General features: G+C 63.8%; 10 protein-coding genes. 6 read left to right on the forward strand and 4 right to left on the reverse strand.

The features are described 5' to 3' along the window. Positions 1 to 38 precede the first annotated feature (38 nt). The 6 genes from GC162_07675 (at position 39) to GC162_07700 (ending at position 8,397) form a co-directional block, all read left to right on the forward strand. The gene (locus GC162_07675) at positions 39 to 2,930 is read left to right on the forward strand and encodes a DUF1553 domain-containing protein (GenBank protein ID MBI1368520.1); all 2,892 of its coding nucleotides are present in this window, start codon (positions 39 to 41) and stop codon (positions 2,928 to 2,930) included. Positions 2,931 to 2,947: 17 nt separating this feature from the next. Continuing rightward, positions 2,948 to 4,390: a DUF1501 domain-containing protein gene (locus GC162_07680; GenBank protein ID MBI1368521.1), complete on the forward strand. Its 1,443-nt coding sequence runs from the start codon at positions 2,948 to 2,950 to the stop codon at positions 4,388 to 4,390. Positions 4,391 to 4,556: 166 nt separating this feature from the next. Then, positions 4,557 to 5,108 carry a sigma-70 family RNA polymerase sigma factor gene (locus tag GC162_07685; protein MBI1368522.1) on the forward strand — a complete coding sequence of 184 codons (552 nt, stop codon included), beginning with the start codon at positions 4,557 to 4,559 and terminating at the stop codon, positions 5,106 to 5,108. Then, positions 5,101 to 6,579, forward strand: a complete 1,479-nt coding sequence (locus tag GC162_07690; protein MBI1368523.1) for a hypothetical protein — start codon at positions 5,101 to 5,103, stop codon at positions 6,577 to 6,579. The genes GC162_07685 and GC162_07690 overlap by 8 nt, the downstream gene beginning before the upstream one ends. A gap of 109 nt (positions 6,580 to 6,688) precedes the next feature. After that, positions 6,689 to 7,645: a hypothetical protein gene (locus GC162_07695; GenBank protein ID MBI1368524.1), complete on the forward strand. Its 957-nt coding sequence runs from the start codon at positions 6,689 to 6,691 to the stop codon at positions 7,643 to 7,645. 59 nt (positions 7,646 to 7,704) lie between these two features. Then, positions 7,705 to 8,397, forward strand: coding sequence for a prepilin-type N-terminal cleavage/methylation domain-containing protein (locus GC162_07700; protein MBI1368525.1), 693 nt, complete (start codon positions 7,705 to 7,707; stop codon positions 8,395 to 8,397). 148 nt (positions 8,398 to 8,545) lie between these two features. Here the strand turns inward: GC162_07700 and GC162_07705 are convergent, their stop codons facing one another. From GC162_07705 to GC162_07720, 4 genes are all read right to left on the reverse strand, one after another. Beyond that, positions 8,546 to 9,973, reverse strand: coding sequence for a hypothetical protein (locus tag GC162_07705; protein MBI1368526.1), 1,428 nt, complete (start codon positions 9,971 to 9,973; stop codon positions 8,546 to 8,548). A gap of 189 nt (positions 9,974 to 10,162) precedes the next feature. Continuing rightward, complete coding sequence (locus GC162_07710) at positions 10,163 to 12,070, reverse strand: hypothetical protein (GenBank protein MBI1368527.1); 1,908 nt, start codon at positions 12,068 to 12,070, stop codon at positions 10,163 to 10,165. 134 nt (positions 12,071 to 12,204) lie between these two features. Continuing rightward, on the reverse strand, positions 12,205 to 13,608 hold the full coding sequence (locus GC162_07715; GenBank protein ID MBI1368528.1) for a UDPGP type 1 family protein: 1,404 nt from the start codon (positions 13,606 to 13,608) through the stop codon (positions 12,205 to 12,207). A gap of 50 nt (positions 13,609 to 13,658) precedes the next feature. Then, positions 13,659 to 14,885 carry an MFS transporter gene (locus GC162_07720; GenBank protein MBI1368529.1) on the reverse strand — a complete coding sequence of 409 codons (1,227 nt, stop codon included), beginning with the start codon at positions 14,883 to 14,885 and terminating at the stop codon, positions 13,659 to 13,661. Between the last annotated feature and the right edge of the window lie 301 nt (positions 14,886 to 15,186).

Below are 15,186 nucleotides of genomic sequence, written 5' to 3' on the forward strand. Positions count from 1 at the left end.
CCCCTAACCCGCCAAGGCCTTCATCCACGGACAACTTCATGATTCGTCGCTGGATTGCATGCCTGCTTGTGTGCGTGCTTGCGGGTTCGGCCATCGGGGCGGACGGACCGGATCAGATCGAATTCAATCGCGACATCCGTCCGATCCTCTTCAATAATTGCATCGCCTGTCACGGCCCCGACGTCAAACATCGCAAGCACAACCTCCGCTTCGATACGCCCGACGGTCCGCTCATCGACCTCGAGCACGGGCGCAAGGCCATCGTGCCCGGCGACCCCGACCACAGCGAGATGGTCAGGCGAATCACCGCGGCGGACCCCGACGATCGCATGCCCCCGGCCAAGGCGGGCAAGCCGCTGACGCCGCAGCAGATCGCGCTCATTAAGAAGTGGATTCAGCAGGGCGCGGTGTATCAGGGTCACTGGGCCTTCGAGCCGATCGGCAACCCCAAGCCGCCGGCGATCAGGGATGCGAAGTGGGCCCGCAACGGGATCGACAACTTCGTCGGCGCCCGGCTCGAAAAGGAAGGCCTCAAACCGTCGCCTGAAGCCGATCGCGCCACGCTGATTCGCCGCGTGTCACTCGATCTGACCGGGCTGCCGCCGACGCATGACGAGGTGGTCGCGTTCGAGAATGATCAATCGCCCGATGCGTATGAGAAGGTGGTCGATCGGCTGCTGGCTTCGCCGCATTATGGCGAGCACATGACACGCTACTGGCTCGACGCGGCGCGCTACGCAGACACGCACGGGTATCAGTACGACACCGAGCGGACGCAGTGGCCCTGGCGCGACTGGGTCATCAAAGCGTTCAACGACAACATGCCCTTCGACCGATTCACCGTCGAGCAGATCGCCGGCGACCTGATGCCCGACGCCACGCCCGAGTCCCGCCTCGCCACCGCCTTCAACCGCAATCACCCCATCACCATCGAAGGCGGCGTCATCGACGAAGAGTACCGCACCGAGTACGTCATCGACCGCATCGTCACGACGTCGACCACGTGGCTGGGTCTGACCATGGGCTGCTGCCGTTGTCACGACCACAAGTTCGACCCCCTGACGCGCGAGGACTTCTACAGCTTCTTCGCCTTCTTCAACAACATCCCCGAGATCGGCCAGGGCAACAGGAACGGGTTCGCACCGACGATGAAAGCGCCCGGCGTGGAGCAGCAGCTTGAGCTTGCCGCCCTCGACAGGCGGATCGCCGAAGCCAAAGACGCCAAGCCGGCCGAGCAACCTCAGTGGATCGTTGCCCATCCGACGCAGGCCGTCTCCGAGGGCGGGGCGACGCTGACCGTCAAGCCCGATGAGTCGATTCTCGCCAGCGGGGCCAACCCGGCGAAGGATGTTTACACGCTGACGATCGCCTCGTCGCTCAAACACATCGAGGCGATTCAGCTTGAAGCGCTCACCGATCCGTCGCTGCCATTCAGCAGCCCCGCCCGAAGCTTCAACGGCAACTTCGTCCTCAGCGAGGTCGCCGTCGCCGCCGCCCCCGCCGGGTCGCCGGACAAGGCCAAGAAGATACCGATCGTCGCCGCGACGGCCGACTATTCGCAGAACAATTACGAGATCGAAAACGCCATCGACGGCAAGCCCGGCTCCGGTTGGGCCGTCGACGGCAATCAGTTCCGCGTCGACCGCACCGCCGAGTTCACGCTGGCCAAGCCCATCGACACGCCCGCCGGCGCGATCCTCACCGTGACGCTGCGCTTCGACTTCGGGCAGCAGCACACGATCGGCCATCTGCGCATATCCGCCAGCGAGAAGTCGACCGCGACGCCGGTCGCGAAGCTCGAAGCGGAGCGCGACAAGCTCGTGAAGAGTTTTCCGACCGTGATGATCATGTCGGAGATGGACAAGCCGCGCCCGGCGTTCATGCTCACGCGCGGGCAGTACGATCAGGTCGAGAAGGATCACCCGGTGCATCCGCACACGCCGACCGCCCTGCCGCCGATGCCCGAAGGCGCGCCGGCGAATCGGCTCGGGCTCGCCCAGTGGATCGTCGCGCCCGATAATCCGCTGACGGCGCGCGTGATCATGAATCGCTTCTGGCAGCAGTGCTTCGGCGTGGGCATCTGCAAAACCGCCGAGGACTTCGGCACGCAGGGCGAATGGCCGAGCCATCCGAAGCTGCTCGACTACCTGGCGCGGCAGTTCATCGACAGCAAGTGGGACGTCAAGCACATGATGAAGACCATCGTCATGAGCGCGACGTATCGCCAGAGTTCCGTCGTCACGGCCGAGATGTACGAGCGCGATCCGGAGAATCGGCTCCTGTCGCGCGGGCCGCGCTTCCGTATGCCTGCCGAGATGGTGCGTGACAATGCCCTGAAGATCAGCGGGCTGCTCGTCGAAAAAATCGGCGGGCCGAGCGTGTATCCGTATCAGCCGGCGGGGCTGTGGATGGAGATCAACAACCGCCCGGGCTTCTCGCGCGAGTACCCCGTCATGCACGGCGAGGACCTGTATCGCCGGAGCATGTACAGCTATTGGAAGCGGACGCTGGCGCCGACGGCGATGCTGCCCTTCGATGCGCCGGAGCGGGAATACTGCGTGGTGCGTCGATCGCGGACAAACACGCCGCTGGCGGCGCTGGTGGTGCTCAACGATCCGCAGTTCATCGAGGCCGCCCGCATGCTCGGCCAGCGCATGATGCTCGAAGGCGGCGCGACGGATGGGGCGCGCCTGTCTTATGGATACGAACTGGCGACGGCGCACAAACCGACGGCTGCGGAGCTTTCGACGCTTCAGCAGCTACTGGACGCGCAGCGGGCGGACTTCAAGGCCGACCCCAGCGGGGCGCAGCAGCTTCTTGCGGTCGGGGACATGAAGCCCGATGCGCGTCTCGATCCCGTCGAACTTGCGGCGTTCGCCACCGCAGGTCGGGCGATTCTCAACCTCGATCAGACGATCACCAAGGAATAAGCACGGAGCGCATGCACATGGACCCGATCTACGAACTTGCCATGGCCTCGACGCGCCGCCAGTTTCTCAAGCGGTCGGCCGCGTCCGTCGGCGCCGTCGCGCTGGGCTCGCTCATGAACCCGTCATTGCTGAAGGCGGCGCCGATGGCGCACCACGGCTTCGACTTCGCCCCGCGCGCCAAGCGCGTCATCTATCTCTTCCAGTCCGGCGCACCGTCGCAGATGGACCTCTTTGACTACAAGCCGACGCTGGAGAAGCTCCACGGTCAGAACCTCCCTGACTCCGTGCGCGGCAATCAGCGCCTGACGGGCATGACCGCCGGGCAGTCGAGCTTTCCGGTCGCCAAGGCGATCGCGCCGTTTCACCAGCATGGCCGGAGCGGGACGTGGATCAGCGATCTGTTGCCGCACACGGCGAAGATCGTCGACGACATCGCGATCATCAAGACCGTCCACACCGAAGCGATCAACCACGACCCGGCGATCACGTTCTTCCAGACGGGCAATCAGCAGCCGGGCCGGCCGAGTCTGGGGTCATGGGCGACCTACGGACTCGGGTCCAACAATCAGAATCTTCCTGCATTTGTCGTGCTTCTGTCGCAGAACACTTATCCGCAGGCCCAGCCGCTCTACTCGCGGCTTTGGGGCAGCGGGTTCCTCCCGTCCAACTATCAGGGCGTCAAATTCCGCTCGTCGGGCGATCCGGTGTTGTATCTGTCGGACCCCTCGCAGGCGAACGATGTCAGCCGCCGGCGGCTGCTCGACGCCATCGGTCAGATCAATCATCAGCACATGCAGGCGGTCGGCGATCCGGAAATTGATACGCGCGTGGCGGCGTATGAGATGGCGTACCGCATGCAGATGTCGGTGCCGGAGCTGACGGACTTTTCCAACGAGCCGGACTCGACCTTCGCGCTTTACGGCGAGGACGCGCGCAAGCCGGGGACGCATGCGGCCAACTGCCTGCTGGCCCGCCGGCTCGCCGAACGCGATGTGCGATTCATTCAGCTTTATCAGCGCGGATGGGACCACCACTCGAACATCCCCGTCGAACACCCCAAGCTCTGCAAGACCGTCGATCAGGGATCGGCGGCGCTGGTGATGGACCTCAAGCAACGCGGCATGCTCGACGATACGCTCGTCATCTTCGGCGGCGAATTCGGACGCACCGTCTACTCGCAAGGCAAACTCGCCGGCACAAGCTACGGCCGCGATCACCACCCCCGCTGCTTCTCGATGTGGCTCGCCGGCGGCGGCATCAAAGGCGGCGTCTCGCACGGCACGACCGACGACTACTGCTACAACATCGTCGACGGCGGCGTCCATGTGCACGAGCTGAACGCCACGATCCTCCAGTGCCTGGGCATCGACCATTCCAAACTCACCTACAAGTACCAGGGCCTGGACCAGCGGCTGACCGGCGTCGAGGAAGTCGAGCCGGTACACGCGATCATGACCTGAATCGGGTGCCCAATCGTTACCTGCACGAAGCCCATGGCGTCACGCCGCGGGCTTCTTTTTACGGTCGCAATATCCGCAGTTTCAGATGGTTAAGACGCCCCGCGGGTTTTTTCTGATCCGCACCACCAAGGTTTGGATTTTTCGCGACGTTACTGTGTGGTGACTCATGCCTGATCGCGATCATCCCGGCGAGGCGGCTTCCGACCACGTGCTCAACGTGCAGCAGTTGTTCGTTCGCCACACGCGCGCAATCCGCGGATTCGTCCTGTGTCTGGCCCCCGGGCCCGGCGATGCGGACGACATCATGCAGGAAGTGTTTCTCGTGCTCACGCGCAAGGCGGACCAGTTCCAAGCCGGCACCGACTTTGTCGCATGGGTCTGCTCGATCGCACGCTTCGAGGCGCTGAATCATCTTCGCCGCGTGCGTCGCAACCCGGTGACGTTCTCGCCGCAGACGGCGGCGCTGTTGGCGGATGCGTACACGGCCCCGGCGGAACTCGACGACTGGGTCGAGGCGATTCGTCGATGCATGGAGCGGCTTTCGCCTTCGGCGCGTCAGGCAATTCATTCGCGCTACGGCGACGGGCGCAAACCGGCGGACATCGCCAGCGCGATGGGCATCAAGCCCGAAACAGTTTACGTGACGCTCTCAAAAGCGCGGGCGGCCTTGCGCTCGTGCATGGAAGGCCGACTCGCGGCGGAGGGCGCCGATGTCTGATCAGATGCAGCTATACGCATGGATCGACGCCTATCTCGACGGCAAGATGACCGCCGACGAAATGGCGTCGTTTGACGCGATGCTGCGCAGTGATGCGGCGGCCCGCGGCGCGTTCGTCGATGCGCTGCGGTTTCATCATGCGTTGGTCGAATCGATCGAACCGGTCGTTGCGAAGGTTGATCCAATCGTCGAGCCGCACCGGCTGTTTGTCGGGCCGTGGGCAGCGGCGCTGGCGGCGTGCGTACTGCTGGCGGCGGGTTTGTGGTTCGCGTTCGCACCAGGCGAAACGCCGGCACCGCGGACCGGGGCGGCGCTGCCGCCGAAGGTGGCGATGTTCACGGACGCACAGGATGCGGTGTTTGCCGAGGGATCGGCGGCGCCGAGTCTGGGTGAGGATTTAACCGCGGGGCCGATTCGGCTAACGTCCGGGACGGCTCAGGTGATGTTCGCGTCGACGGCGGTGGTCGATCTGACGGGGCCGTGCGAATTTGAAATGACGGGGCCGAATCGCGGGCGTCTGCGCGCCGGGCTGATGCACGCTTACGTACCGGCGCCGGCGCAGGGGTTCGCCATCGACCTGCCCGGCGGGGCGAGCGTCGTCGATCTGGGCACGGCGTTCTACCTCGAAGTCGATCGCGACGCGGCGTCCGTGCGCGTCACACAGGGATGGGTCGAACTGACGCAGAGCGGCGCCCGACGGGTGCTCGAAGCGGGGCGCGTCGCTGAACTGCACGGCGACAAAGACGCGTGGACATGGATCGATGTGGACCAGAGCGACTTCGCCCGCCGCACCGCCGCGATGGATTTCATCACGGTCGAGTCCGATCCGGCGGACGGCCTTCTGGCGATGGATCCGGACGGCGTGATCAATCGCAATCCCGACGGGTCGATGGCGAACTTCGATGAAGCAGCCCGCCCGCGCTACAGCCGCATCGGCTCGGCGGGCAACGGCGAGGTGCGGCAGGACGCGATCTACTTCTTCGAGTTGCCGACGCTCGCCGATCCGTCCGTGCTCGAACGCGCGGAGATTCGGCTGAGCTTTCTGGCCGTCAACTTCACGCCGAATTTCAACGTTGACGCCTACGGCCTGCGCGGGCGGGACAAGGCGATGGCGGACGATGCGGACTTTTTCTGCGGACCGCGCGATGATCGCAACGCCCTCTTCGCCGACGATCTGATCAAGCCCGCGGATGAAACGGGCATCGTGTCGATTCACGGCCCGGCGCTGTCGGCTTATCTGCGCGAGCTGTATGAACAGGACGGCCGGCCGCGTGTTCGATTCGCCGCGGTGCGGCTCAATCCCGACGTCGAGCAGCCGGGCAAACGCTGGTCGGGTTATGTCGTGGGCTTTTACGAAAATCGTCCGGATCACAAGTTCACTCCCGGCGAACGATACACCGATGGTTATGTGCGCGGCTTCGATCGACATCGCCCGCAGCAGCCGCCCCAGCTTCGCATCCCGCAACAATGACATCCAACCCGTGCGGCGACTCCATGAGTCGTCGCAATCACGCCGCCGCGGAAGGTCTGTGGTGGACGCTGTTTTGAGCTTTCGAGGCAGAAGACACAGGAGATGCACAATGAGTAAGTTCGCAAACGTCACGATGATCGCCATGCTGATGAGCGCCCTTCCGATCACCGCGAGCGCGTCGACGATCACATGGGACGGCGGCGGGTCGGGCAATGTCTGGACGACCGGCGGCAACTGGTCCGATGACAACGCTCCGTCGGCCGGCAACGCCTACGTCGTCAGCGGCGCGGTCACGGTCGAGTCGCCCGATTCGACAACTGTCACCTTCAACGGCGACAGTCTGACGCTCAACAGCGGCTCGACGCTGCGGCTGTTCCGCACCAACGGCGGCAGCTATTTCGAGAACAATCGCACCTTCGCATCGCTTTCCCTCAACGGCGCGACCGTGCGTTACGACTCGTCCAATGGCTCCATCGGCCACATCATCAACGGCCCCGTTTCCTTCAGCGGGACCAATACCTTCAACGGCGTCAATGGCAACTTCACCAACCGCCTGACGTTCACCGGCGCACTTTCCGGCACTGGCACGCTCAACGTGACCCGCAGCACCACCGGCACAGCGCGAGCCGTGCGACTGACATCCGCCGTCAATGTCAGCGGATTGTCGACCGACTGGTCGGTCACGGGCGCGGGGTCGAGCGATGTGATGGAACTGGAGCTTCAGAACCTCGGCTGGGGCGGCGGCGATCTGGCGCTCAACAACTTCAGTCTGCTGACGCTTTCGAACACCGGCGCATACATGCAGTCGACGAGCGATGTGACGATGACGAGCTCCGCGGCGATCAATCTCGGCTCGGTGTCAACGTCGCTGACGATCGACAACTTCACACTCAACGGCCACTTCATCGATCACGGCGTCTACACGACCGCCGATCTGACCGCGTTCGGCTTCGGCGGAACATTCAGCGGTTCGGGCACGCTGATCATCCGCGCCACGCCGACCCCCGCCGCCCTGCCCGCCGGGCTGATGCTCATGCTCGGCGTCGTCGGACGGCGCAGACGGTGAATTTTCGGAAGCTCAGGGATGGCTAGCCCTGAGCTTTCCATTTTTCAAGGAAACGGTCCATGTGTCGGAAAGCCTTTACGCTGATCGAACTGCTCGTCGTCGTCGCCATCATCGCGGTGCTGATCGCGATCCTCATTCCCTCGCTGGCGCGGGCCCGGTCCGTGGCGCGCGTGGTGGCGTGTTCGTCGAACATTCATCAACTCGTCTCGCTGACGCGCATGTACGCCAATGACAACCGGCAGTATCTGATGACCGGCACAGGATTCGGGGAATACAGCGATCTGCTGAATTTTCCCGGCGAAGCGCAGAAGATGCGTGAGCACGGATTCGGTTACTGGTGGGGATTGGGCAGATTATATTACCGCAAATATTTGATGGATCAGCGTTTGTTTTTCTGCGCGGACAGCCCGCTGAAAATGCCCGACCCCTGGCCGGTGCCCTGGCCGACGTCCAAGACGGTGTACGGATCGTATGACTACAACTTCCTCGTGACTCGGACCGGCGGGGCGCTCAATCGGCATCGCCTCTATGCGACGCTCAGCGAATTCCGCCCCGGCGATCCGATCATCATGGACATCGCTTCGCGCACTCAGTACTACGCCCACGAGGACACCAAGGGTTGGAACGTCGGACTCAGCGACGGGTCCGTCGACTACAAGGTCAATCAAGCCATTTTCGATGACCCCAACAACCCGCAGCAGAACTTCTACCTCTTCGTGCAGAACCTCGAAAAGCTGATGCCGATCCCGTAACGCGGCCGGCATCGATTGGCAAGAGGGAAGCCCACGGACTTTGTCGGTGGGCTTTTTTCCTGCGCACAAAAAAGCGACCCGGCGGGTGGAACCGGGTCGCGAATCGGTCGCCCTCGGCGGCCGAGGGTCACGCAATGTCAGACACGCATCAGAAGAGCAATTGGTACTGAGCGCGGACGGTGTACTGCCCGTCCTCGCCTGCGGCGTCGCGCTGGAGCCCTTGACCCGATGAGAAGCCGGGGCTCAGGAAGGCCGTATTCAGCGGGGCGTCGAAGTAGGTGAAATCGAGGGTGAACTTCGCGGCGTGCTTGTGCTGATACCAGTTGAAGCCGACGGTGTACTCGTTGACGTCCTGATCATTGAGCGTACCGGCGACGCGGGACTTGTCCATCATGATGCGCCCGTAGCGGACAAACGGCTCGATGGTGTCGGGGACGATCATGTAACCGACCATCGCCTCCAGACCGTAGTCATCGGTCGTGGTGCTCGGCGTGGTGCCGGACTCGGTGTGACGTCCGTAACCGGCGACGAACAGGGTCAGGCCGGTGTTCTTGTACATGCCGTCGACGGTCCAGCCGACAAAGTCGCTGTTGGCGGCGCTGGTGCCGGTTTCGGCGGCTTCGTAGTGCACCGCGGCGCCGATGGACAGCGATTGCGGATCCTTGGACCATGCGGCGAAGTCCTCGGTCTGGCCCCAGTCACCGGCCAGCAGCACGTCGCCGCGCAAGGTCGCGCCGATGTCCGTGCCGTCGGCTGTGAAGTCGGAGAACTGCATGCGGCCTTGATCCAGCGAACCGCGGAATCGGAGCATGTCGGTCTTGTAGTCGAACATCACGCCCTGCGTCCAGTCGAGGCGGAAGATCTCCTGCACGCTGGAGCGCTCGACGGCCATTTGCTTGCTGGAACTGATGAGATTCTCACGCTGGAACGGCGCTTTAAAGCGACCGGCGAGCACCGTCAAGTTGTCGGCGAGCTTGTAGCTGACCCATCCTTCTTCGAGGACTTCGGCGCCATCGGCGCGTTCGGCGGCGAGGACGAGCTTATAGCCGAAGTCGTTGAAGATGTGGCCGCCGACCTTGAACTTGGCACGGCGGAACTGGAAGCCGCTCTGGTCCGCATCGTTCTGAGTCGTGGTGGTGACGACCGTGGGCACGGGCGGGGTGCCGGCGGCGACGACGGAGTTGACGGTCGTCTTGCCGGGGTTCTCACGATGGTCGTAAATCCAGCGGGTCTGAAGCTGGCCCTCGAACTCCATCAGGAAGCTGCCGTCTTCGGACGAGAGGTAGTAATGCTTGTTGTACCCGGCGGTGAGCCCGCCCTCGGCGAGGGACGCGCGGGTGTCGGCATCGCTGAGCACATCCTTGATCAGCGCCTTGACCTCCTCGGCTCGGCGCTCGGTGAGCCAGGATTCGTCGTCCTTGGCACGCAGGCGAGCGACCTCGGCCTTGAGGGCCTTGATCTCCGCCTGCACATCCATGTTCGGCTCATCCGCGGCGAAACATGGCGTCGCCAAACCGAGCATCGCCAGCAATGCTCCCTTGGCCAGTTGTCGACCGGTCATACGCACCTCGTACATGAAGCGTCTCCTTGAAGAACGCGGGGTGGGGAACAATCCATCCGTGACACGAGGTGCAGTGTTCCGAAATTCGGTTAGTGAAGATTGAGAGTTGTGTGAGAAAATGGTGAAGAATAATAGAAAAGTTCTCTTTTGGTTTGTCAAGTTAGCCCATTTGTAAACAATCCGGGGGCATCAAGCGACAAATCGTTAGGGATTGGTCAAAGCGGGCGGATTTGTGTTAGGAACGGGTGTCCCGGCATCGGCGGCGGCAGGCGCAGCGGGATCAGGGGTTGGTACGGGTGTTGCGCCGTCGCCGGGGGAGGCCGGTTCGGACGCCGGTGCATCGCCGGGCGAGGATTCCTTATCGAAAAGGTGCTCGGTGGCGCGGCTCAGGAAAAGGATATTCCATGCGGTGGCGGTCGTCGGGCCGTGCCCGCCGCCCCACGACCCATCCGGCGCCTGCGTGGCGACAAGCCGGGCGGCGTTGGTTTCATACCAATCGACGCCATTGATCTCCTGCGTCTTTGTGAGCGTGCAGGCGCGCTCCAGGCCATACAGAAAGTAAGGATTCAGCTCATTGATGCCCTGCGCACCAAGCCAGTCGAATCCGTGTTCGATGGCCTTCTCGATGTCGGTCTTGGGAACCTTGGCGACGACCTTTCCGGCGGCGGCGGGATCGCCGGGGCTGTCGTACGTGTCCTGCCGCTCCAGGCGATGCTTGTTAAGCATCAGGTAACAGATGGCCAGACTGCCGATGCCGGCGGTGGTCATGGCGCGCGTCGGGGGCTTGCCCTCCTTGTAGACCCACGACCCGTCGGGCTGCTGAATGCTCATGAGATACTGCGCCTGCTTGATCCACCAATCCTCACGCAGCGAAATCTCCGTTCGGCGAGCCGCCCACATGCCCAATAGCGCATACTGCTGAATGGACATGTCATGTCCCCCGCGTCCGGCCCCGCCGCCGTAGCTGTACGACTCGGTGCCCTTCTGGTTCTTGTTGAGGCCGACGAGCAGTTTGCGCATGGCGTCCTTCATGCGCAGGCGGTCGGAAGCGATCTGGGCCTTGGAACGGACGAGCGAGCCCTCGGTGAGCTGCCGCTCGCGGACTTCACGAAGCTGGTCCAGCGCGAGCATGACCAGCCCGCAGTTGTACGTGCCTTTGCTCTCGACGCCGGGCGAGTTCTGTGCGTAAAAGAGCATCGGCTCGATCGTCAGCGCCACGGCGGGAATGTCCGGGTTCACGCCGCTCTTGAGCAGCGCGTAAACGCACAACGCGGTATGCCCGATTTCGTCGACGAACTGGCCATTGTACTTGTACCCGCCGGCGTACTGGCTCAGCAGATATTTCTGCCCGTTTTCGATGGCCTTGTTGATCTTGTCCTGAAGTTCCTTCTCCGCTTTGGCGCGGTCGGCGGCCTTGGCCTTGGCCATCTGCTCGTCGAGCGCCTTAAGTCGTTCCGCTTCCTTTTGCGCTTCCATCTCCGCCTGTTGGCGAGCCGCGAAGTCCGCCGCCTGTTTCTTTTCCTCCGCGGCCGCCGCATCTTCGACGGGCGCGGACTCGACGGGCGTGAACGTCGGTGCGGGCACGGCCACGACCGGCGGCGGCTTGATCACCGGCTGCGGCGTGATGATCGGATTGGACGGCGGCTGATTCATCGCCACCGGCCGTTCCGGCTCGCTCATCGCGCCCATGCTGAACTTGATGATCAGACCGACCACCACCAGTGCGGCCAGCGCGCCCGCCCCCGCGACGATCTTGAGCGTCATGCCCTCACCGGAGCCGCCGCCCGCGCCCCCGCCGAGGTCCGGCAGCGACGAGGCGACAAGCGTCCCCTTGCGCAGATCCAGGCCGCAGTTGGTGCAGATCACCGCGCCGCTCGACACGCCGCTGCCGCACTTGGGGCACGGCTTCTGTCCGGCGGCGACGGTTGGCTTCTTCACCGGCGCGATTTCGTCCATCAGGTCGAACGCCGGCGCGCCGCCCCCCGCCGCCTTCGCCGCGCCGGGTACGCTGATCGCACCGCCGCAGGACGGACATTTGATCCGCTTGCCGGCAAGCTCTTCTTTGACCTTCAGTTGTTTGTGACAGCCGCTGCACGTGACGATCTGCGACATGGGCCGACCTCCGGGCGGAAGCCGCCGTCACGTCATCCAACGTGACGGGATTCACACAAGCCCGCCATTGTCAACATTGTAACAAATTTTCCCACTCGCAAGCGCAGACCGCACTGATCAAGCCCGTCGCAACCTCAGATCGCCACACGCTCCCCCGCCCCGATCGGTTTGATCACCGTGCTCATGCTCTTCAAATCACTCGGCTCGATCGCCGTCAGCGGGCTTAACTCCACCGTCGCCCCCGCTGCCACATCGACCCCCGCCGCGGCAAGCCACCGCACCGCACGCTGCGACTGAAGCTCCCGGCTTGTCACCGCCGAGTCGGCGCCCTCCGCGTTCTTGATGGGGCCGAATTCCTCCGCCCGCACCACCTCCAGAACGATGCTCTTCTCGCACAGCGGCAGCGCGTCGAACACAAATGTCTCCAGCTTCACCGCGTTGGGCTCCTTCGGCTCGACCGCCTGCCCCGTCTTCACATCCACATGCGGCACTTTCTTCACCGCCCGGTGATACGGCAGACCGAACCGCCCCGCGTTAAGCTGCTTCACGAACGCCACCGCGATCACATGAATGGCGATCGACCCCGCATTGAACACCGGCGAGCCGTCCGCATGAACCTTCTGCTCCAGCTCCTTGGGCAGATCCGAATATTCGATCACGCTGATGCGCCCGTCGGCGAGCACGAAGTTGCCGACCTTCTCGGCGGGGGCGGCCTTCGTGACCATCTTGCTGGACATCTGCGCCCCGTCGAGCGCGTGAAGCCCGATGAACAGTGGGTCGATGCATTTGACGAGCGGATTGTCGACCTGGAAGTAGCTGATCTGTTCGACGCCGCGGCGGAGCATGTCATCGATCGCGCCGCTGCGCGACAGCGCCCGCAGCGATCCGCCGTGCCCATCGGGGTTCGTCGCCAGTTCGCCCTTCGCCGCCAGCAGCGCCTTGCCGTCGAGCGAGAATGACGGAATCGTGCCCTGCGGGAAGAATGTCACGTCCGAGCGGACGAGGCCGAAGTAGTTCTGCTCCTCGAAATACGCTCGTGTCGGCGCATCGTTGAGCGGGCTGGTCATGATGTACCACGGCACGACCGTGTTGTACTTGCGCTGCACCTTGATGAGGTACTCGGCGAAGACCTGAAAGAGCGACTTTTTGTGGACGGGCGTCGCCGGGTACGTCCCCTTGGGCCCGTCCCATCCGAGCCGCGTCCCCTGTCCGCCCGCCACGGTGAACGCCGCCACCTTGCCCTCGCGGATGAGCTTCTCGCCGTGTGCCCGGGCCTGGCTGTACTTGTCCGCCAGCGCCTTGGTCGGCTGAGCCGGGTAGTACGGGGCGGGCTCGATCGACGTGGGCAGCGTCAGCGGCGGGGCCTGCTTGACGTACGTCTCGACCAGCTCCGCCAGCGCCGGCCAGTCCTGCGCCTCAACCTGATCAAGCAGCGCCGCCTTGCCCGCCGCGTCGAGCTGATCGAAATACGTGAGCACATGCTCCTGTTTGGCCGCCTTCAATGTCCCGCGTGTTTGGGCTACCCGATCATCAGACATGAAAAACCTCCGTGTGATTGCATCCAGTGGAAGTCAGCGGGCCGCGCTTGTCAAGCTTCGGCCGACGGCGTGGCGAGCGGCATGCGGCGACGCTGCGTGATCGTCTCGCAAGCCGCCTCATCCCGAAATGCCGCCATCAGCCACCCCAGCGCCACTCCGCCGAGCAGCGCCCCCGCCGCGAAGGTCCATCGCATCCCGAACGCCGCCACATATCCCCCCAGCACCGACCCGCACAGCCGCGCCCCGCCGTAGCACATGATCCCGTACACGCCCTGCATCGAATTGCGATTGCCCGCCCCCGCTTTAAGATTCAAATACATCGGCGGAATCAGGTACATCGACACCATGATCGGCGCATGCAGTAGTTGCGTCAGTATCGCCACCGCCCCCGTCGGCACACTCGCCAGCAGCACCATCCGTAAACACACCGCCCCCGCCCCCAGCAGCATCACCCCGCGGATGCCCAAGAGCCGCAGGATCGGCTTGCTCATCAAAATCATCACGATCTCCGCCACCACGCCCAGATTCACGATCAACCCGACCCACTCCCGCGCGATGTGAAGCTGCTCCAGATACACGCTGTAAAAAGCGTAAAACAGACTCATCACCACGAACATCACAAACAGCGGGCCCACCAGATGTCCGACCGGCCGCCGCCAGATCGCCGCCCATGCCTGCGCCGACGGGAGTCCGCCCGCCGACGGCCCGGTCTGCGGGCGCTGCGTGCGTGGCAAGAGCCCGCTCAACAGCGCCGCCCCCAGCGCGCAGCCCGCCGCCGTGTGCACCGCCGCCGCGCTGCCGATGTCCGTCATCCGCATCCATGCAAACAGCCCCACCGACGGCACGATGAACCCGATGCTCCCGAAGATCCGCAGCGACGAATACGCCGGCGGCTTGCCCCCCGACTGCTCCACCTCATCAATCGACCCGAACGCCAGCCCGTCCATCAACGCGAACAGCGGCGTGTAACACATGCTGAACCCCACCGAACACGCCAACATCCCCCCAAAACTCCGCACCCAACCCAATGCGATCAACGCCAAAAACGTCGCCCCATACCCCGCCCCGATCAACACCCGATTGCTCACATGACGATCCGCCACATGCGCCATCACTCCCGGCATCACCATCACCGTCAATCCATAAACCCCCAACACCCAACCGATCTGCCAATCCGCAAACCCAAGCTCGCTCAAATACAGCGGCATATACGGCAGATACGCCCCCACAATGGCGTACAGCAAAAAGTAATGCAGTCGCAATAGCCCAAATCGCATGGCCCCATGATAGCGCCCCTCCACCCCCCCCGTTTAGCGACGCCGCTCTTGACCGTGAGCCCGCCGAACGTGCGGCGGGCTTCCCCTCCCCCGCGCACCGCACATGCAACCCACCTCCCACTCCCCAATTCCCATCCCCCCGCCCTCCCCCTTCCCAATCACCGCCGTTCACCCCGCTTATCCCCACCCCCCGCGCGCACACCGCGCGCCCTGCGCGCCCCGTGCGCACCGCCCCGGCCAAACCCCCCGTCCAAAAAGCCCCTTCCCGCGACAATAACCCACCCCCCAAAACCCCCTGCCA

The sequence above is a fragment of the Planctomycetota bacterium genome (assembly GCA_016125255.1).
Lineage (GTDB): Bacteria > Planctomycetota > Phycisphaerae > Phycisphaerales > Zrk34 > RI-421.